Annotated in this window: 17 protein-coding genes, 1 tRNA gene and 1 pseudogene; 14 read left to right on the top strand and 5 right to left on the bottom strand. The window is 52.6% G+C overall.

All coding sequences use genetic code 11. From position 1 onward, the window contains the following. Nucleotides 1-23: 23 nt before the first annotated feature. Nucleotides 24-293 carry a phage tail assembly protein T gene (locus G6041_RS07205; RefSeq protein WP_080321983.1) on the top strand — a complete coding sequence of 90 codons (270 nt, stop codon included), beginning with the start codon at nt 24-26 and terminating at the stop codon, nt 291-293. A 24-nt stretch (nt 294-317) separates the two neighbouring features. Here the strand turns inward: G6041_RS07205 and G6041_RS07200 are convergent, their stop codons facing one another. Continuing rightward, on the bottom strand, nt 318-737 hold the full coding sequence (locus tag G6041_RS07200) for a hypothetical protein (RefSeq protein WP_080321982.1): 420 nt from the start codon (nt 735-737) through the stop codon (nt 318-320). A 92-nt stretch (nt 738-829) separates the two neighbouring features. Between G6041_RS07200 and G6041_RS07195 the strand changes: the two genes are divergently transcribed. The 9 genes from G6041_RS07195 to G6041_RS07155 all read left to right on the top strand — a co-directional run bounded on the left by G6041_RS07195 (nt 830) and on the right by G6041_RS07155 (nt 12,501). After that, the gene (locus G6041_RS07195; protein WP_166491648.1) at nt 830-4,339 is read left to right on the top strand and encodes a phage tail tape measure protein; all 3,510 of its coding nucleotides are present in this window, start codon (nt 830-832) and stop codon (nt 4,337-4,339) included. Between the two features lie 45 nt (nt 4,340-4,384). Next, on the top strand, nt 4,385-4,723 hold the full coding sequence (locus G6041_RS07190; protein WP_014728463.1) for a phage tail protein: 339 nt from the start codon (nt 4,385-4,387) through the stop codon (nt 4,721-4,723). Nucleotides 4,724-4,729: 6 nt separating this feature from the next. Next, the gene (locus G6041_RS07185) at nt 4,730-5,482 is read left to right on the top strand and encodes a phage minor tail protein L (protein ID WP_166491647.1); all 753 of its coding nucleotides are present in this window, start codon (nt 4,730-4,732) and stop codon (nt 5,480-5,482) included. 2 nt (nt 5,483-5,484) lie between these two features. Then, on the top strand, nt 5,485-6,189 hold the full coding sequence (locus tag G6041_RS07180) for a C40 family peptidase (RefSeq protein ID WP_166491646.1): 705 nt from the start codon (nt 5,485-5,487) through the stop codon (nt 6,187-6,189). Beyond that, nucleotides 6,186-6,782 (top strand): tail assembly protein, encoded by a 597-nt coding sequence (locus G6041_RS07175; RefSeq protein WP_076722018.1) that lies wholly within the window; start codon nt 6,186-6,188, stop codon nt 6,780-6,782. The genes G6041_RS07180 and G6041_RS07175 overlap by 4 nt, the downstream gene beginning before the upstream one ends. Before the next feature lie 101 nt (nt 6,783-6,883). Next, nucleotides 6,884-10,045, top strand: coding sequence for a host specificity protein J (locus G6041_RS07170; protein ID WP_166491645.1), 3,162 nt, complete (start codon nt 6,884-6,886; stop codon nt 10,043-10,045). A gap of 286 nt (nt 10,046-10,331) precedes the next feature. Continuing rightward, nucleotides 10,332-10,982 (top strand): hypothetical protein, encoded by a 651-nt coding sequence (locus G6041_RS07165; protein WP_012124245.1) that lies wholly within the window; start codon nt 10,332-10,334, stop codon nt 10,980-10,982. Between the two features lie 47 nt (nt 10,983-11,029). Next, nucleotides 11,030-11,920 (top strand): tail fiber protein, encoded by an 891-nt coding sequence (locus G6041_RS21600; RefSeq protein ID WP_341773930.1) that lies wholly within the window; start codon nt 11,030-11,032, stop codon nt 11,918-11,920. Further along, nucleotides 11,920-12,501, top strand: coding sequence for a tail fiber assembly protein (locus tag G6041_RS07155; protein ID WP_012124246.1), 582 nt, complete (start codon nt 11,920-11,922; stop codon nt 12,499-12,501). The genes G6041_RS21600 and G6041_RS07155 overlap by 1 nt, the downstream gene beginning before the upstream one ends. Nucleotides 12,502-12,859: 358 nt before the next feature. Here the strand turns inward: G6041_RS07155 and G6041_RS07150 are convergent. From G6041_RS07150 to G6041_RS07140, 3 genes are all read right to left on the bottom strand, one after another. Continuing rightward, a tRNA-Pro gene (locus tag G6041_RS07150) sits at nt 12,860-12,936 on the bottom strand. 353 nt (nt 12,937-13,289) lie between these two features. Then, nucleotides 13,290-13,826: an ImmA/IrrE family metallo-endopeptidase gene (locus G6041_RS07145; RefSeq protein ID WP_029039689.1), complete on the bottom strand. Its 537-nt coding sequence runs from the start codon at nt 13,824-13,826 to the stop codon at nt 13,290-13,292. 3 nt (nt 13,827-13,829) lie between these two features. Further along, complete coding sequence (locus G6041_RS07140; protein ID WP_024558003.1) at nt 13,830-14,180, bottom strand: helix-turn-helix transcriptional regulator; 351 nt, start codon at nt 14,178-14,180, stop codon at nt 13,830-13,832. Between the two features lie 569 nt (nt 14,181-14,749). Here G6041_RS07140 and G6041_RS07135 point away from each other — a divergent pair. From G6041_RS07135 to G6041_RS07120, 4 genes and pseudogenes are all read left to right on the top strand, one after another. Continuing rightward, a pseudogene (locus G6041_RS07135) lies at nt 14,750-14,920 on the top strand (isocitrate/isopropylmalate family dehydrogenase); the annotation flags it as partial. 220 nt (nt 14,921-15,140) lie between these two features. Continuing rightward, complete coding sequence (locus G6041_RS07130; protein WP_225805783.1) at nt 15,141-15,662, top strand: hypothetical protein; 522 nt, start codon at nt 15,141-15,143, stop codon at nt 15,660-15,662. Next, nucleotides 15,659-16,006, top strand: a complete 348-nt coding sequence (gene bamE, locus G6041_RS07125) for an outer membrane protein assembly factor BamE domain-containing protein (protein ID WP_007900334.1) — start codon at nt 15,659-15,661, stop codon at nt 16,004-16,006. The genes G6041_RS07130 and bamE overlap by 4 nt, the downstream gene beginning before the upstream one ends. A gap of 338 nt (nt 16,007-16,344) precedes the next feature. Further along, nucleotides 16,345-16,761, top strand: a complete 417-nt coding sequence (locus tag G6041_RS07120; protein ID WP_012125049.1) for a VOC family protein — start codon at nt 16,345-16,347, stop codon at nt 16,759-16,761. Between the two features lie 125 nt (nt 16,762-16,886). On the opposite strand, the gene G6041_RS07115 is transcribed toward G6041_RS07120, so the two are convergent. Next, entirely contained in the window at nt 16,887-17,822 is a 936-nt protein-coding gene (locus tag G6041_RS07115) for a LysR family transcriptional regulator (RefSeq protein ID WP_012125048.1), read from the bottom strand. Nucleotides 17,823-17,847 lie beyond the last annotated feature (25 nt).

Below are 17,847 nucleotides of genomic sequence, written 5' to 3'. Positions count from 1 at the left end.
GCCAGCCCGGCACCTTCTTCCTGATGACGCTGGCGCTGCGTCTGGGCCGTACGCTTCACGAACTGAAGCAGACAATGACGGCGAGCGAGTTGCGTATGTGGATCGAATTTGACCGCCAGAACCCCATCAGCGATCGTCGAGGCGATATTCAGGCGGCGCAAATTTCCGCCGCGGTACTCAACTCGCAGGGCGCTAAGGTAAGCATTGATGATGTGATCCTCCAGTGGAATGCGCCCGAACAGGAAGAGAGCAGTGCCGGGCTGGAGGGGTTCTTTGCGGGGCTGGCTGGCTAGTGGCCAATTAATCGATCCAATCTTTTACGTTAGCTGAGAAAAAATAAAAATGACGAAGCCAACCAAAATTATAGCACCTATCATTTTGCCTATATTTTCTGCGGCCTGCTCTGTGCTTTGGTTTTCTTTGTTAATTTCCGCAGTTTTCTCATTAATGGTTGCTGTAATCACGTCAAACTCTTCAGCGAGGGTATTATAGATAGAGATCTGAGCTTCTTCCGGTTCGTTTTCAAAAAAATCCTTAATGGCGTCATTACTTTCCAAAGTTGCTATATGGGTGTTCTCTCCTATTGAGGATATATAATCAAAATAGTCACATTGTGTTTTGGCAAGCCCTCTGATTTTAGAACGAATCGGTTTATAAATTAATAATCCATCATCTCTTTCTTTAATTTCATAATAATCTTCCGGGTGCCCTGGAACTTCAAAATTCAAACTTAGCATCAATATCTCCAGAAATAAGTTAAAAATGTCCTGTTTCCCGCTTCCTGCTACGGACTGAATGTTAAAAAATTCTCTATCAGAAGGTGCAAGAGATGGCTGCTCTACGCGAGCTAATAATCAAAATATCCGCAAACTCTCAATCTTTCCAATCTGAGATTGCTCGTGCCTCGCGCATGGGTTCGGATTACTACCGCACCATGCAGAATGGTAGCAGGCAAGCTGCAGCGTCCGCAAAGGAAAGTGAAAAGGCTTTAGCGGAGCTAACAGATGGCTTCGCTAGCGCAGGCAGGGCCGCAGCTGCAGCTGGTGCTGCATTCGCTACAGGAAAATTAGTTCAGATCGCCGACGAATGGACCTCAGTTAATGCCCGTTTGAAACAGGCATCCAGCTCGACTGATGACTTCACTAACTCTCAGTTGCAGCTCATGCAGATTAGCCAACGAACCGGGACCGCGTTTTCTGATAATGCCAATCTCTTTTCACGCGCTGCGGCATCTATGCGGGAATTTGGTTACGACTCGGCGGATGTTTTGAGGGTAACCGAGGCAGTTTCTACTGGGCTGAAGATTTCAGGAGCCAGTGCAGAGGAGTCCGGATCCGTAATTACTCAGTTTAGTCAGGCGCTGGCGCAGGGTGTATTGCGTGGTGAAGAGTTCAACGCCGTCAATGAATCAGGCGATCGCGTTGTCAGGGCGCTGGCTGCTGGTATGGGGGTTGCGAGAAAAGACCTCAAGGCGATGGCGGATCAGGGGCAGCTGACCATTGATAAGGTTGTTCCTGCGATCGTTAGTCAGCTCGAAACGTTGCGCGGTGAATTTAGTTCAATGCCGCAAACTGTCTCCGGTTCGATGCAGAGGGTAACGAACTCCTTTATGGCATGGGTTGGAGGAGTAAATCAGGCAACTGGTGCTACGGCAGCATTGTCTGGTGGGTTAGATGGTCTCGCTGGTTTTCTTGATGGTCTGTCACGTTCAGCTGTAAGCGGCGCGCTGGATGACGTTGCCAATAATATGACGCTTGTTACTACTGCTGCCACTGGTCTGGTAGGTATTGGCCTGGCGAAATATCTTAGTGGCATTGTCAGTAGTGCTACTGGTGCAACGACTTCACTAATTTCAGCTGCAAAAGCTGAAGTTGCATTGGCAGTTGCCCAGGATAAAGCAGCACAATCGTCAGTCGCCGCGTCCAGAGCGAACGTTTATCGAGCACAGCAAGCTCTTCAGGCGGCGCGCGGCGCTGATGTGCAGGCTGCTCAGCAGGAAAAGATTGCTGCCGCAGAAGCAAAAGTTACTGCTGCACAGGCTCGCCTGACCGCAGCACTGGCCAGCGGAACTGCGACAGAAAAGGTGAGGGCACGTGCTGCGCTGGAAAGAGCCCAATCGGGATTGGCTGCCGCAAAGAATGCGGACGCACAGGCTGCCGCGGAGAGAAGGCTGGCATCTGCTCAGGCTGCACTAAAACGTAATCTTGACGGTAGAATCACCGCACAAAACAACTTAAATAGCGTTACTTCTGTCGGCACCCGGCTAATGGGCGGGGCGATGGGATTAATTGGCGGAGTGCCTGGTCTCGTCATGCTTGGAGCAGGTGCATGGTATGCCTTGTATCAAAGTCAGGAGCAGGCTCGCCAGTCTGCGCAAGAGTACGCCAAGCAGATAGATCAGATCAGAGAAAAAACCTCAACCATGTCTCTCCCTGATGTTGAGGAAAATCGTAAAAAAACAGTTGAGTCTCTGGCAGAGCAAAATCGCTTAGTTGGCGAGCAGCAGGAAAAAGTCGAAGCCCTTAAACGGCAAATAGATGATCTCAATGCTGCGAGGGGTAAACCCGGCATCACTGGAGAAAACGATCTTAATATAGTGCGCGCCATTTCCATTGTTACAGGTGATTTAGCTGTCGAGGAAGACAAGCTCAATCAACTCCGGGAGCAGGCACGTATTATTCAGCAGGCTCTGGCAGAAATCGAGCGTCGCAGGACTGACCAGCTCCGCGAGCAGGCATGGAAGCAAAACCAGGCTTATTATTCTTTGCTGATGATGAATGGCCAGCATTCTGAGCTAAACAGACTGCTTTCGCTTGGTAATCAGCTTCTCTCATCAAGAAACGCTCTGGTTAATGTCCCGTTTGCCATTCCACAGGCTCCAGTATCAACCCAAGATCAGCAAAGCCTTATTCAAAAGCAACAGCAGGCAGAGCTTGCCGGATTAACCGGCCTTGCTAGGGCTCGTAAGCAAGCGCAATTTGAACTCGAAAAAATGGGCCGTACAGGCCCTGAAAACTCTACATATGCTGCGGACTATATAAAGGCGGCCGAAGCCGAATACAACAATGCGCAGCGAGTTGCTGACGCTCAAAGGTCTCAGGCAGATGCCACACGCGATGCAGCCAACGCCGCACGCGAGGCCGCGCAGACTGCTGAGCAATACAGCCGGAAAATGGCTGACCTCAGCGTCGCCACTGAGGTGCAAAAAGTCCGCGCCACGCAGGGTGAGAAGGCAGCTGAACTCTACGCAGCATCCCATGAGAACGGTACGAAGTGGAGCGAGGAGCAGCGCAAATCCATTGAGGCTGGTGCCGTGGCGCTGGCGCAGTGGACCCAAAAAGCCGACGAAGCCGTGCGGAAGCAGCGCGAAATGGCCGATGCGCTGAAAGACCTTAAAGACGCCACGCGGCGCTACCAGGATGAAGCGGCGCTTAACGTCGCGACCTCTGGCATGGGAAGCCGTGAACAGGAGCAGTACCGGGATCGCCAGGAGGTAGAACGCGTCTTTGACAAAACTGATAGAGGTGCAGAGGCTGTGGCTGCCCGCGATTCGGCACTGGATGCGCTTGATAAAAAATATAAGCAGGCGAAAGCCAGCGAACTGGACTGGAGGGCGGGCGTAAGCGCTGGTCTGGCTGACTGGATGGATAACGTTAGCAACATTGCCGGCACGGTATCGCAGGGTATTACCTCCACGATGGACAGTGCGCTTGATAACGTCTCCGCAATGCTGGTGGGTAACAAGGCAAGCTGGAAGGACTGGGGGTTATCCGTTCTGCAGACTATCTCAAAGGTTGCACTCCAGATGGCCGTGGTTAACGCGATGGGTGGCGGTTCGTCTGGCAGTGGACTTCTTGGCTCCCTCCTCGGTGGAATTGTGGGCGGTGTCGCCGGAAGCGCATCCGGCGGCGCGAATGCAGGCACCGCCATCCAGAACTACGGCGCGTCTTTCCAGTTTAACGCGAAGGGTGGGGTTTATTCGTCAGCCGATCTGAGTAGCTACAGCGGCAGTGTCGTTGACACTCCCACCTTTTTTGCGTTTGCGAAAGGGGCGGGCGTGATGGGCGAGGCCGGGCCGGAAGCCATTATGCCGCTGACCCGCGACGCCACCGGCAGGCTTGGTGTAAAAGCGCTGGGCAGTGGCACGCAGGGCGGCGCGGGTGTCAGCCTCAGCATCGGTACCATTAATTTCACAGGCGGCACAGGCGGTGCGCAGGGCAACACTAACGCCGCCGGCGCGGTGGCTAACCAGATCACCGGCGCCATCATCGATACCATCAACACGCAACTGCGCAAGCCCGGCACTCCGTTGTGGAACGCCACGCAGGGCAAGCGCTGACCCTCCTTACTTACCCGCTGCGGCGGGTTTTTTTATGGGTGAAACATGGCAACCGAAACCTTTACCTGGTGCCCGCGCATTAATGCCGGCGGCGAGGTCACTCACCGCGTCCGCCGCGCGCAGTTCGGCGACGGGTATGCCCAGGCGTCGGGCGACGGCATCAACGCCCGCGGTCAGAAATGGGATCTGGAATTCGTTGGGGATGAAAGCTACATCACCGCGATTATGGATTTCCTGGACAGGCATGGCGGCAGCCGTTCATTCATCTGGCAGGCACCGCTGAAAGGCGCGGGGCTTTACCGCTGTGACGCCTACCGCCCGTCGGCGCTGGGCGCCGGTAAATATTCGCTTTCAGCGACCTTCACACAGGCATTCGCTCCGTAGGTACTTATGGCAATCAGCAATGACGTTCAGAAGCTCGAGCCCGGCGACAGCGTCCGCCTGGTGACCGTCGACGGCTCGGCGTTCGGCGCAGGCGTGCTGCGCTTTCACGCCTGCACCATTCCCCACTCGCCGGAAGAAATCGCGGCAAGCGGCGGTGACACCTCAAAGCTTGCCGCTAAATCCATCTGGTTTGATGGCGAGGAGTACGGTGCCTGGCCGTTTGAAATTACCGGGCTGGCGTCGTCGAGTGACGGCCAGAGCGCGGAGCCGGTGCTGCGCGTCGCTAACCTTGATGGCGTGGTGACCGCGCTCTGCCTGCGCTTTGATGACATGGTACAGGCGAAGGTTACTGTTCTGGATACGTTCGGCCAGTATCTCGATGCGCGCACCTTTCCCGACGGCAACCCGTCTGCCGATCCGGGGCAGTATTTCCGCCAGGTGTTTTACATCGACAGCAAGGCGGCTGAAGACAATGAAGTGGTGGAGTTCCGCCTCTCCAGCCCGATGGACCTGCAGGGACTGCTGATCCCGACGCGGCAAATCACGGCGGTCTGCACCTGGGCCTGCCGCAACAAATACCGCAGCGGTGACGGCTGTACCTACAACGGCCCGCGCATGTTTGATCTGAAAGGTAACCCGGTGACCGACCCGGCACAGGATAAATGCTCGGGCCTGCTGACCGACTGTAAAAAACGCTTTGGTTCGGATGCCCGGCTCGATTTCGGCGGCTTTCCCGGCGCCAGCCTGATCCGGAGGTAACCATGCGCGATAAAACCATTGCCGATATCCTGGCCCATGCTGAGGCGGAATACCCGCGCGAGTGCTGCGGCGTGGTGGCGCAGAAAAGCCGCGTCGAACGGTATTTCCCGTGCCGGAACATCACCGGCGCGCCGGAGGAGCAGTTTGAGCTGTCGCCGGAGGATTACGCGGCGGCGGAAGACTGGGGAACCGTTACTGCCATTGTGCATTCCCACCCGGGCGACGGCGCCACCACCCAGCCGAGCGAGCTCGACCAGCTGCAGTGCGACGCCCACGGCATCCCCTGGGTAATCGTCTCATGGCCGGAAGGCGACCTGCGCACCATCGCGCCCCGCGGCGAACGGCCGCTGGAAGGGCGCGCCTTTGAGCTGGGTTATGCCGACTGCTGGTCGCTGGTGATGGACTGGCACCGCCGGCAGGGTGTGATGCTTCGCAACTACAGCGTGGATTACCCGTGGTGGGAGCGGGGCGAAAATCTCTATATGGATAACTGGTATGCGGAGGGGTTTCGCGAGGTCACAGAGCCGCGCCCTGGCGACATGGTGCTGATGCAGGTATCCGCGCCGGTGGTGAATCATGCCGGTATTCTGCTGGAAGGTAACCAGCTGCTGCATCATCTGTACGGCCAGCTCTCCTGCGCAACGCCTTACGGCGGCTATCTGCGCGAGCGCACGATTAAAATAGTCAGACACAAGGATCTGCCATGAACGAACTGAAAACGGTGCGGCTGTACGGCGCGCTTGGCGCGCGGTTCGGCCGGGTGCACCGGCTGGTGATTGCCAGCCCTGCAGAAGCCTGCCGCGCGCTGTCGGTCATTCTTCCGGGTTTTGAGCAGTACATGCAGACGGCGCACCTGCGCGGCCTGCGCTTTGCCGTGTTCCGGGGGAAAAAGAACATCGGCCAGGACGAGCTGAAACATAACAGCGGCGAAGAGGATATCCGCATCGCGCCGGTGATTGCCGGCAGCAAACGTGGCGGTGTGCTGCAGACCATTCTTGGTGCCGTGCTGGTGGTGGGAGCGCTTGCTCTTGGCCCCGTGGGTATCGGCGCCATTCAAGGCAGCACGGCGATGAGTATTGGCCTTATGGGCGGTTCGATGATGATTGGCGGCGTGGTGCAGATGCTGTCACCCCAGCCCGGCGGGCTGGCATCGCGTCAGGACCCCGATAACGCGCCGAGCTATGCGTTCGGCGGGCCCGTGAATACCACGGCAATGGGTAACCCCGTCGGGCTCCTGTATGGCGAGCGCGAAATCGGCGGCGCGATTGTCTCCGCCGGTATCTACACCAATGACCAGTAATTAGCCGGGAGCATGATAGACAGGTTGTCGACCAAGCCTCTCGATAGACAAATTTTAAGCATGATAACAGCGCCCGAGGGCGCTTTTTTTATGGGCGCGGTATGGAAAAAATAACCGGTAAAAAGGGTGGCGGTGGTAATTCACGCACGCCGCGGGAGTCTCCTGATTCATTACAGTCGATCGCGACGGCCAAAATACTGCTGGCGCTGGGCGAGGGGGAGTTCGCCGGCGGCCTGACGGATAAAGATATTTTCCTCGACGGTACCCCGATCCGCAGCGCCGACGGCACGCTTAATTTTCCCGATGTGAAATGGGAATTTCGCCCTGGCACCCAGACGCAGGATTACATCCCCGGCATACCGTCGGTGGAAAATGAAATCACCGTTAACACTCAGCTTAAAGCCACACAGCCGTGGACGCGCGCCATCAGCAACACGCAGCTTTCTGCGGTCCGGGTGCGTCTCGGTGTGCCTTCACTGCAGCGAATGAAGGACAACGGGGATGTGGTGGGCTACCGCGTCGAATACAAAATTGAGTTGTCCACTGACGGTGGCGGATATACCACGGTGCTGAACAGTGCATTCGACGGTAAAACCACCTCGCTTTATGAGCGCAGCCATCGCATTGACCTTCCGCCTGCCCGGACCGGCTGGCAGCTTCGTGTGAGCCGGACGACGGCGGACAGCACCTCCAGCCGCATCGTGGATACGACGAACATCGAAGCGTATTCCGAAATCATCGATGCAAAGCTGCGCTACCCGAACACCGCGCTGCTCTTTGTGTCGTTCAACGCGAAGCAGTTCAGCAATATTCCGCAGATCAGCGTACGCGCCCGCGGGCGGCAAATCCGCGTGCCTACGACATACGATCCGGTGGCGCGCACCTATTCCGGCACCTGGGACGGATCGTTTAAATGGGCCTGGAGCAATAATCCCGCCTGGGTGTTTTACGACCTGGTGCTGAGTGACCGTTTCGGGATCGGAGACCGGCTGGACGCGACGCAGGTGGACAAGTGGGAACTCTATCGCATCGCGCAGTACTGCGATCAGCCCGTGCCGGACGGTACCGGCGGCAGCGGTACCGAGCCCCGCTTTCTCTGCGACGTGTATATCCAGAGCCAGAACGAGGCGTTTACGGTGCTGCGCGACCTGGCGAGCATCTTCCGCGGCATGACCTACTGGGCCGGTAATCAGCTGGCCGCGCTGGCGGATATGCCGCGCGATATGACGTATGTCTACACCCGCGCCAACGTTATTGACGGCAAATTCTCCTACGCCAGCGGCAGCGAGAAGAACCGTTATTCAACGGCGATGGTGAGCTGGTCAAACCCGGAGAACCATTACACCGATGAAGTGGAAGCGGTGATGGAGCCTGATCTGGTGCGGCGCTACGGCGTGCGCCAGACGCAAATCGCCGCCATCGGCTGCACGCGGCGCACCGAGGCCAGCCGCCGCGGCCGCTGGGCGCTGCTGACAAATGCTAAAGACCGGATGGTGAGTTTCGCCACCGGGCTGGAAGGCATGATCCCGTTGCCGGGCCATATCATCGGCGTGGCGGATCAGTATCTGTCGGGGCGGGTAACGGGCGGGCGTATCAGCCAGGTAAACGGTCGCGCGCTGACGCTCGACCGGGTGCCGGATGCAAAAGCGGGCGACAGGCTTATCGTCAACCTGCCGTCCGGCAAATCACAGGCCCGTACCCTTCAGGCGGTCAGCGGCCGCAACGTCACAGTCTCTGCGGTATTCAGCGAAACGCCGGAGCGCGAGGCGGTCTGGTCGGTTGATGCGCAGGATGTCGCGATCCAGCAGTACCGGGTCACGTCTGTTGAAGACAACAACGACGGTACCTGGACCATCAGCGCGGTGCAGCACAACCCGGATAAGTACGGCGCCATCGATTCCGGCGCGCGGCTCGATGAGCGTCCGGTATCAGCCATTCCACCGGGCGTGCAGGCGCCGCCTGCCTCCGTGACCCTCAGCAGTTACAGCCGCGTGGTGCAGGGTCTCAGCGTGGAAACCCTGCGTGTCGCCTGGCCTGCTGCGCCCGGCGCCGTGGCGTATGAATGTCAGTGGCGCAAGGATAACGGCGACTGGGTGAATGTGCCGCGCACAAGCTCGCTCGGCTTTGAGGTGCAGGGCATTTATGCCGGGCGGTACATGGCGCGCGTCAGCGCCGTAAACGCCAGCGATGTCGCCTCGGTCTGGCAGACCAGCGTGGAAGTGACACTGACCGGCAAGGTGGGGCAGCCGCCGGTGCCGCTGAACTTCCGCACCACGCCGATTAACTGGGGCATCCAGCTTGACTGGAACTTCCCTGACGGTGCTGACGATACGCTGATGACCGAAATTCAGTATGCCGCCGCGAGCGACGGTAGCGACGCGCTGCTGCTTTCGGATGTGCCGTATCCGGCGCACAGTTACACGCAGCTTGGCCTGCGTGCGGGGCAGATTTTCTGGTACCGCGCACGGCTGGTGGACCGCATCGGGAACCAGTCAGCCTGGACTGGCTGGGTGCGGGGCATGGCAAACGACAACGCGGAGGATTACCTGGGTGATATTACCGGGGATTTTCTCACCAGTGCCGACGGCCAGGCGCTGCAGCAACAAATCGACACTAACATCGAGGCGGTGATGCAGAACGCGCTGGCGAACAACGCCACGGCTGATCATCAGTGGAAGCTGTATGGTGAAGTGCGCGCCGATATTCTGGTGGTGAAAACCACTATCGCCGACGTTGATAAGGCTCTGGCTGATATGAGCACTCAGGTCCAGGCGCAGATAGGCAGTGTCACGGCCGCGCTGGAAGACAAGCTGACCGCCGTGGTGGATGCCAGTGGGGCGACAGCCATTCATACGCTGAAAGCAGGCGTGCGGATTAACGGCGACTATTACAGCGCAGGTATGAGCATTGCGGTGCTGGCGCAGGCCGGGCAGCCGGTTGTAACGCGTATTGCGTTTAATGCCGATCAGTTTGTGCTGACCACCGGCAGCGGTGCCAGCCAGTTCTCGCCGTTTGCTGTTGTGGGCGGGCAGGTGTTTATGAACTCTGCTTTTATTCAGGATGGCACCATTACCAGTGCCAAAATAGGCGCCTTTATTCAGTCAAATAACTATGTTGCTGGTTCTACAGGGTGGCGGCTGGGTAAAGATGGTAACTTCGAAATTAACGGAGTTGCAGGAGGAGGGAAAATGCTGATAACAAGCACTCTCGTTCAGATATGGGATTCGAATAACATCCTGCGAATCAGAATGGGGCTTTTCTAATGTCTGGGTTACAGTGCTGGGATGGTAGTGGGAAGTTAATTGTAGACCTTGGAGACTACATGGTGCGCTACATAGGGCGCACCGTAGTAAATGCCCCTGCAGGGATATCACAAATGAACGTTCCCTACGCTGGATTAACTGCCAGCGGCTCATTTGCTGCAATAGTGAAGCTTACTGGCGTTGTTAGAATATGGAGCACGTCCTGTTATGATGGTGGATTCACTCTCTACTTCGTTCCAGGGACGAGCTACGCAGATACCATAACAGTGGATTTATATAATTTCCTATGAGCGGATTCGAAGTTAGAAATTCAGCGGGTGCTCTTACTGTAAACAGCGATTATAAATCACCACTGTTAGCATCCTCTGCTGCCGCCAGCACGGACACAGTTGGTGATTTCGACCTGAATATCCCTGGTTTTGGGAACCTCAATCAGCTTGGGTATGTACTTGATGATAATCTGTATTCTCCAGGACAACTCGCATGGTTCAGGCTTAATGTGAATGGATGGGGAGTTCCGGGCGCGAGATACTTTTTGCCGGGTTCTGTTTTTATCGCAAAAACGAAAATAGATTTGGCTGTAGAGAGTGGTTATCTCGACGTTTTCAATGCTCAAGGTACATTGATATGGTCGGCGAAATCAGCAGCAAAGATGCCAAGGGTTCTCGGATTTATCACTATACCTCCAAATTATGATTTGCAAAACAACACTTTGACAGTTGGCGTGTCCGGAACGCCTTTTTACCTAATGGATATCATTCCTGGAGCCTTAGCTGAAGATCAGGAAGGTGTTGGTGCAAAAAACGGTATTGTCATGAAGCAGCAGTCTGGTTCGGTGATATTAAGGTACATAAACCAGAACGGTAAAAACTACGTTAACACTCCGCTATATTCTCGTGGCTTCAAAATACCATATGCCGTATTCCCTACCGTATAGTTTTATTTCCGATAAACAAACATGAATAATTAAACCAGGAGAATGCCATGTCGGCAGGTACTCTATCGCTTACAAACAAATCGGCTACAGTTTCAGGCACCGGCACATCATTTACAACAGACCTGAAGGCGGGAGACTTCATTGTTGTTAAAATTGGTGGGACTCCTTACACCCTGCCTGTTAAAACAATTACTAGCAATACTCAGCTGACGCTTGTCAGTAATTACACGGGGCCAACTCAAGGTGGAGTCGCCTGGTTTTCCGTTCCTCAGGAAGCACAGAGTTTAATTACCGCGTCACTTGCCTCACAGACCGCCGAAGCCTTACGTGGACTTAACCTGGACAAAACAAACTGGCAGCAAATGTTTTCAGGCGCAGGTAATATTACTGTCACTCTATCAGACGGTAGCTCATGGACTGGCCCATCATTGAATAGCATTAAAGATATGGTTGACGCTCTTTCACCTGTGGGGTCGATGTTAGTGTGGCCTTCTTTAAATCTTCCTGACAACTCAACTCTTGGAATTAAATACCTCAGGTTGAATGGGGCACCATTCGATAAAACGCTATACCCAAAATTAGCTTCTATTTATACGACAGGCGTTCTTCCCGATATGCGTGCTAACGTAGTCAGGGGATTTGATGATGGCAGGGGAGTAGATCAGGGGAGGGAAATGCTTTCGGAACAACTGGACGCAGCTCCTAATATTGTAGGGTCTTTTGCGCCATCGGTTGATTCCAGAGGATTTGGCACAGGCGCGATAACGTGCGCAGGAGGCGTTGCAGCTGCGTACACAACAACGAGTGACACAACTTTCCTTCGCAGTGTGACTGCAACTATTGATGCATCAAAATCAAGTCCTTCTTATGGTCGTGGAAACTCAGCAGAAGTCAGAATGAGAAACATAGTCTGGAATATGATAGTGAGGGCTTCGTAATGGTATTCAATTCAGATGGTTTTGCTGAACAAGATTTCATCCAAAAAGTTTATATTGCAGACATCAGCGGGGAATACATAGGCACTTCCGAAGTCATGATTAGTAGAGGAACGGGACTTCCTGCTGGCGCATACCTTGACGCGCCGCCGCCTCTGCAAGAGGGAAAGGCGATAATCAGAAATGCGAATGGATCTGAATGGATTATCACCTCAGATTATCGTGGCAAGACAGCCTACTCTACTGACAAAAGCAAGACCATGATTATTAATGAGCCTGGAGACATTCCTGATGGGTTTACTTTGTCTGGTCCTCCTCGGGCATGGGAGTTTTGGGATGGAGAAAAGTGGCTACCCGACGATAAAGCACTCAAAGATATTCAGCAGAAAGAGGCAGTAGAAAGGAAAACGATGCTGATGAATGAAGCAAGCAACGAGATATCACTCCTTCAGGATGCTGTTGATCTTGACATGGCAACAGAAGATGAGACAACAAGACTTTTAGCCTTGAAAAAATTCAGAGTGTTATTAAGTCGTATAGACACGACTTCCGCTCCTGATATCTCATGGCCCATAGCGCCCTGAAAGCAATCTATGTGGCATGCATGGGGCAAAAAAATAGCGCAAAACAACTCAAAACCTCGGAGGGCGTCGGTGCCTGGCGCTGGTAGAGGTGGGACAGAAGTGAGACACGCAAGGCTTTGCACCGGTTTGCACAGCTTTGCATGTTTTGGCGTCATGGGACGTGTGAGCGCAGGCATGACGCGGTAAGTTATTGTGTTAAAAGGTAGTTCTAGGAACTTCTAAGCCGTGGGTCTCACGCGCGTCGTTTTGGAGGGCGAAATGACAGGGTTTTTACCATCATTTTGCCATCATTTTACCATAGCCAAATTGCAGGCATAAAAAAAACCAACCGCAACGGGTTGGTTTTCTTGGGATTTTTTGGTCGGCACGAGAGGATTTGAACCTCCGACCCCTGACACCCCATGACAGTGCGCTACCAAGCTGCGTTATGTGCCGATTTGTGATACGCAACTGGGAGAAATCAACTATAAGTCAGGACAAAGAGAAAAGCCTTGGTGTAACCCAAGGCTTTAGTTACTTCGGTCTTAACCACGATACTTAGAGACGGGGATTTTGATCGGGAAAGCGGAAAGGCCTTTCTGATGTGCAAAAATCCTTTTACCCTTAACAGTAATGAAAGGGCGATAGATGGTGATGTACTCTTCGTTCGTATTGGTAATACCCATGATTGACTACCTCTTAGTTTTGCTGTTGACAAAACCTAAGGTAAGCGTATACTCATAACCGCCAAGTTTTCGTATTCACTTACGATAGGAGAAGCCAGCGACAGCAGTACGCTGGCTTTTTCGTTATCTTTTTCCATTTTTTCTGAACCATGTTTCAGCGGCTTGCAAGCTAACGCCGAAGGTAAAACTAATTTCGTCTGGCGTCATCCCTTGCTTGACAAGCTTATCATCTATTAAGAAATGGCTAGCAAATACATCCGCCTGCCATTCACTGTCCTCATAGATTTTATGCCCACCAGGCACCTTGCTCCTTGCGTATGCAACTTGATTACGATGCATGACTAAATGACCAAGTTCGTGTGCCACTGTAAAGCGTGCGTGGTTATCACCATCACATAGGGCGTCGTAGACAGATTGCTGAAGAACAATTTTATTCCGATCCGGATAGGTCACTGCATATCGTTTCGGAAGTTCTTGATCCTCGACGATTTCAAGATCGATAGTTTCGGATGCCATTAAGGCCTCAAGAAGCACTTCAAGTCTCAAGTATTCTTGATTTGAAACTTGCAGAGCTTCCCTAAGCCGGTGTGCATACGACTTGATTTTGTCGTGACTTAAAGGTGAAACTCGATGGCCAAGTTCTCGTTTCATTACGGTCATTGTCTAGTCCTTCAGCATTTTGTTAAGTTTATCAAGCTGTTCAGGACTCAGATCTTTAAACTTTCGAGCAAATACAAGCATTAACTCTTTGTTCTGATCCTCTGCATCGGACATATCGACCTTAATGGTCGGCTGAGAAATTGCAGCCTGTCGTTTAAGTTCCTGAGCATCTTCCCCAGTTAGCCCGAAAACAGCTTCTACTGTGTTTACTAAAGTGTCCGGGATAGCCCGTTTACCTAATTCAATGGCAGATAAGTATGCTGAGCTTACTCCCAGCAGGTCTGCCATGTTTTTAAGTACCATACCCCGGTCTATCCTCAGTTTTCTGAGAGTTTTACCAAAGCTAGTTACCATGTTGCGCCTCCTACATATCCTGAGTACTTTATACAACTACATGAAATCAAAATCAACAAAAAATGTAGAATTAATCAAGCTCAACGTGTGTAGATAATCTACATCAGCTTTCATACTAGTGCAAGAGCATGAAAAAAAACACTATATGTTGTATATTTCGGCGAGTTAAGGCATTTGCCGCTCTCTTGCCAAGCCTGAAGTGATTGATGAAAGAATCCCTCCCATTCGTCAAACCAACCTTGAACCACTTAGTGCATGCTGGCGCGGCCGTATGTGAAAGAAGCAAAGTCTGGTTGCTGACGCATATATGCCTTGAAAAGAATACCTTATGCTGGGTTGTTTTCATGCCGCCCATCCCATTGGAGTTATAGGTCCCTAAATCTGTTTTTGGTTTCTCCTTTAGTCATGTTAAAAATCCTTGCTACGTCTGGAAAGAGCCGAAAAACGGTTATCAAAACACAGAAGAGGTTACGAGAAATCAGTGCGTTAAGATATCGATGAAAGGGTGAGCTAAAGTTAAATTTTTTAAAGAATATCTTTTTATATCAATGAGCAATACAGTTTCCTAAGAACTACTGCTGCGTCATATGGGATGGTTCGAAGCCGCTGACCTTATCGTTAAAGGTATGGAAGGCGCTATCAACAACAAGACCGTGACCTATGACTTCGAACGCCTGATGGAAGGCGCTAAGCTGCTGAAATGCTCAGAGTTTGGCGACGCTATTATCGCGAATATGTAATCCAGATTCTGGGTTAGGTAAGAACGGGAGCCGGTTGGTTCCCGTTTTTTTATGTCTGCAAATGCTTCCTCAAAATTTCCTCATTTAGCATGATCGAATAATCTCGTGTATTTCTTCTAAAGAAAAAGAGAGTGCTGCCGTTAAATATTAATTATACGGCCCCCCGCCCGCTGTTCATAAAGCACACAATTTAATGTAGCGTAATAAGGATTTTACTATCATGAATTATTCTGTTATTGGTACAGGCACTATTAAAGCTGCGGTACTCTCTACAACGTTACTATTAGCTGGCTGTAGTAATTTATTTCCTAAACCTGCCCTGTATGTTCCCCCGGCGAATACATCCGATGTTGCGAGAATTCGCTTGATGGGCGCGCCTATGAGCTATGCCCTGTATCAGACAGATAGCGAGGGTAAAACAACCGGAGGCTGGGTTCAGGAGCATAGCGCTTACGTCAATATCCTTCTTGGAAATACCCGGGATCTGGGATTCCCCAAACTGAAGAATAAAGATTATAGCGATACTTATTTCGAAACGTACCTGCTTCCGGATCGTGAAACAACGATCCATCACTCTTTATACGGGGGATGCTCGGTTGTTCTGAATATCACGCCAAAGAAAAAGGCATTATATGAGATTCGTTACAGCTATGGAGATAAAACAGGTTACTGCGTCATTTATGCCAAAGAAATAAAATACGACGCTGATATGGGCATTTATTACGAGGATGACGTAGAGTGAAAGTGAAATATTTTCTTTTGCTGATAATCACTACAATCGTGCTGACTGGCTGTGCTGCCAATGTGGATAGAACACGTGCCTCCGATTTAGCTAATTATTCCGAGAAAGACATCCGTAAGAGTATCGTTGTGGGTAAATCCACTAAAAAGGATGTCCTGCTTTTACTTGGTACACCTGCTATTCCAAAAGAGTTTAAAACCGCCAGCCACTGGATTTATGCCTCAAAAGTCGTGGATCGCCGTCTCTATTTCTTTATCCCCATATTCAGGGACAGAGATCAGTTTCTGTTGTTGGAATTCAATAACAACGGTGTAGTGAGTAAATTTCAATACACCGAGAAGTAATTCACAGGCAGGCGTAAGGCCTGCCATATCTTCTTGACGGAGTATGTCACCTTCCACTGCGCTTGCTCAGCAATAGCGTAACGCTCCAGTAAGTAAGCCCGCGCATTCATCTGTTCCCTTTAAAAACGTCTCACACCCGTCTACCGTCATGACATATGCCTGGGGTCTGGCAGCTTACGTTTAATGGACGCTTCAGAAAGGCTATTCGTCTTGCAACGATGGCATAAACGACGCCAGGTTTTTGCCGCTGAGGCGAGCCGCTTCAAAGTAGAATGATAGCTTGCCGAAAGTTTGCCTGATTCTTACCGCTGTCTGAAAACCGTTACCGGAGGTGCAACATGCTGATGTACACAACGATAGGGACAAACCACCTGGATCGTATGACGGCGTTTTATGATGCCATCTTTGACGTATTGGGAGTCCCACGGATCCCCTTATGGACCGAAGGCTGGGCGACGTGGGGAGAGCCATTCGGTGAGGGCTTCAGTTTTTGCATCTGTCCGCCGTTTAACCACAAACCGGCAACGGTCGGGAACGGCACGATGTTTTCCTTCAAAGCCAGCAGCGCGCAAGAGGTGAGAAAATTCCATGCGGCAGGCCTGCGCCATGGCGGAAGTGATGAAGGAAAGCCCGGCATCAGAGAGATGTATGGGCCGGATTTTTACGTGGCCTATCTTCGTGACCCTGATGGACATAAGCTGGCGTGCGTTTGTTATCCGTTCCACCCGGAAAAGGATAAACCCGCGCAACAGTGAATGTGGCGCTACGGCAAGAATAGCGGGCGGCAAAATGTCTTTTCCCTCAACCAGCCTGAGCCGCAAACTTTGTCAGCGGTATGCCCGGTCTTAACATTCACCGTTGCCGGGCAACAGAGAGGGGGTTATGCATTACTCAGAAAATGTTTAAGACCATCAATAAAAGCCCGTACCCGAACAGGAAGATGCCTTCGGTTAGGGTAAATGGCATGAATGGCAACATTTTCGCCCTGCGCTTCGGGCAGCACGTGGATAAGGCGGCCTTGCTGGATATCGTTTTGCACCATGAACGACGGTAAAAAACCAATACCCAGCCCCATTAGCGCGGCAGTGCGAATGGCATCTCCACTGTCAAACCTGACGTAATTGCGACCGTTCAGCGCGAGCTGCCCTTGCCTGGTATCAATTAAATTCCATGCCGTCGTGGCTGCCCCAAGCCCATAAACCAGGCGGCGATGGTTTTTCAGCTCAGCAAGCGAGGTCGGCATTCCCCATTCCTGCAGATAATCCGGCGACGCTATAAGCTGTGGCGTTGTCCGGTCTATCACCTGCGTAATGTATTGATAACTCGTGACGCCGCTGCCGACACGAAGCGCAAGATCGAAACCTTCTTCGACAAGATCCACGACCCGATCGCTAAAACTAACCTCAATACTTACATCTGGCGAGCGGTGTAAAAATTCACGAATAAACGGCAGCACGATCATTTTGCCGTAACCTTCTGAGACGGTCAGTCGGAGGATGCCTTTTGCCAGCCGCGGGTTCTGGCGGATGCTGGATTCGGCGTCTGCTAAATCTTCCAGAATCTGACAGCAGCGATGATAAAACGCGTGGCCCTCCGCCGTGAGAGACAAACTGCGGGTGGTCCGCTGAAAAAGCCGTGTCTCCAGGTAAGCTTCTAAACGTGCCAACGCTTTGCCCGCCGCAGAACGCGTTAGTCCCATTGCCTTACCGCCCGCCACGAAACTCCCGGCTTCCGCCACCGCAACAAAGATACGCAGCGTATGAATGTCCAGCCCGGCCCCGGTTGTGTTTCCCGAAGCGATTTTTCTGCCTGTCATTGGGGAGCCTTTTTCGTCAATAGAG

It is taken from the genome of Cronobacter sp. HA18003, assembly GCF_011605905.1.
Classification (GTDB): domain Bacteria; phylum Pseudomonadota; class Gammaproteobacteria; order Enterobacterales; family Enterobacteriaceae; genus Cronobacter; species Cronobacter sakazakii.
Note: the sequence above shows the minus strand (reverse complement) of the source record. Positions and strands in the feature narration are given on the sequence as shown.

Bases quoted from the DNA above. Each gene is read 5' to 3' on its own strand.
- G6041_RS07205 (WP_080321983.1), top strand. From the start codon at position 24: ATGACGCTGGCGCTGCGTCTGGGCCGTACGCTTCACGAACTGAAGCAG.
- G6041_RS07200 (WP_080321982.1), bottom strand. From the start codon at position 737: ATGCTAAGTTTGAATTTTGAAGTTCCAGGGCACCCGGAAGATTATTAT.
- G6041_RS07195 (WP_166491648.1), top strand. From the start codon at position 830: ATGGCTGCTCTACGCGAGCTAATAATCAAAATATCCGCAAACTCTCAA.
- G6041_RS07190 (WP_014728463.1), top strand. From the start codon at position 4,385: ATGGCAACCGAAACCTTTACCTGGTGCCCGCGCATTAATGCCGGCGGC.
- G6041_RS07185 (WP_166491647.1), top strand. From the start codon at position 4,730: ATGGCAATCAGCAATGACGTTCAGAAGCTCGAGCCCGGCGACAGCGTC.
- G6041_RS07180 (WP_166491646.1), top strand. From the start codon at position 5,485: ATGCGCGATAAAACCATTGCCGATATCCTGGCCCATGCTGAGGCGGAA.
- G6041_RS07175 (WP_076722018.1), top strand. From the start codon at position 6,186: ATGAACGAACTGAAAACGGTGCGGCTGTACGGCGCGCTTGGCGCGCGG.
- G6041_RS07170 (WP_166491645.1), top strand. From the start codon at position 6,884: ATGGAAAAAATAACCGGTAAAAAGGGTGGCGGTGGTAATTCACGCACG.
- G6041_RS07165 (WP_012124245.1), top strand. From the start codon at position 10,332: ATGAGCGGATTCGAAGTTAGAAATTCAGCGGGTGCTCTTACTGTAAAC.
- G6041_RS21600 (WP_341773930.1), top strand. From the start codon at position 11,030: ATGTCGGCAGGTACTCTATCGCTTACAAACAAATCGGCTACAGTTTCA.
- G6041_RS07155 (WP_012124246.1), top strand. From the start codon at position 11,920: ATGGTATTCAATTCAGATGGTTTTGCTGAACAAGATTTCATCCAAAAA.
- G6041_RS07145 (WP_029039689.1), bottom strand. From the start codon at position 13,826: ATGACCGTAATGAAACGAGAACTTGGCCATCGAGTTTCACCTTTAAGT.
- G6041_RS07140 (WP_024558003.1), bottom strand. From the start codon at position 14,180: ATGGTAACTAGCTTTGGTAAAACTCTCAGAAAACTGAGGATAGACCGG.
- G6041_RS07130 (WP_225805783.1), top strand. From the start codon at position 15,141: ATGAATTATTCTGTTATTGGTACAGGCACTATTAAAGCTGCGGTACTC.
- G6041_RS07120 (WP_012125049.1), top strand. From the start codon at position 16,345: ATGCTGATGTACACAACGATAGGGACAAACCACCTGGATCGTATGACG.
- G6041_RS07115 (WP_012125048.1), bottom strand. From the start codon at position 17,822: ATGACAGGCAGAAAAATCGCTTCGGGAAACACAACCGGGGCCGGGCTG.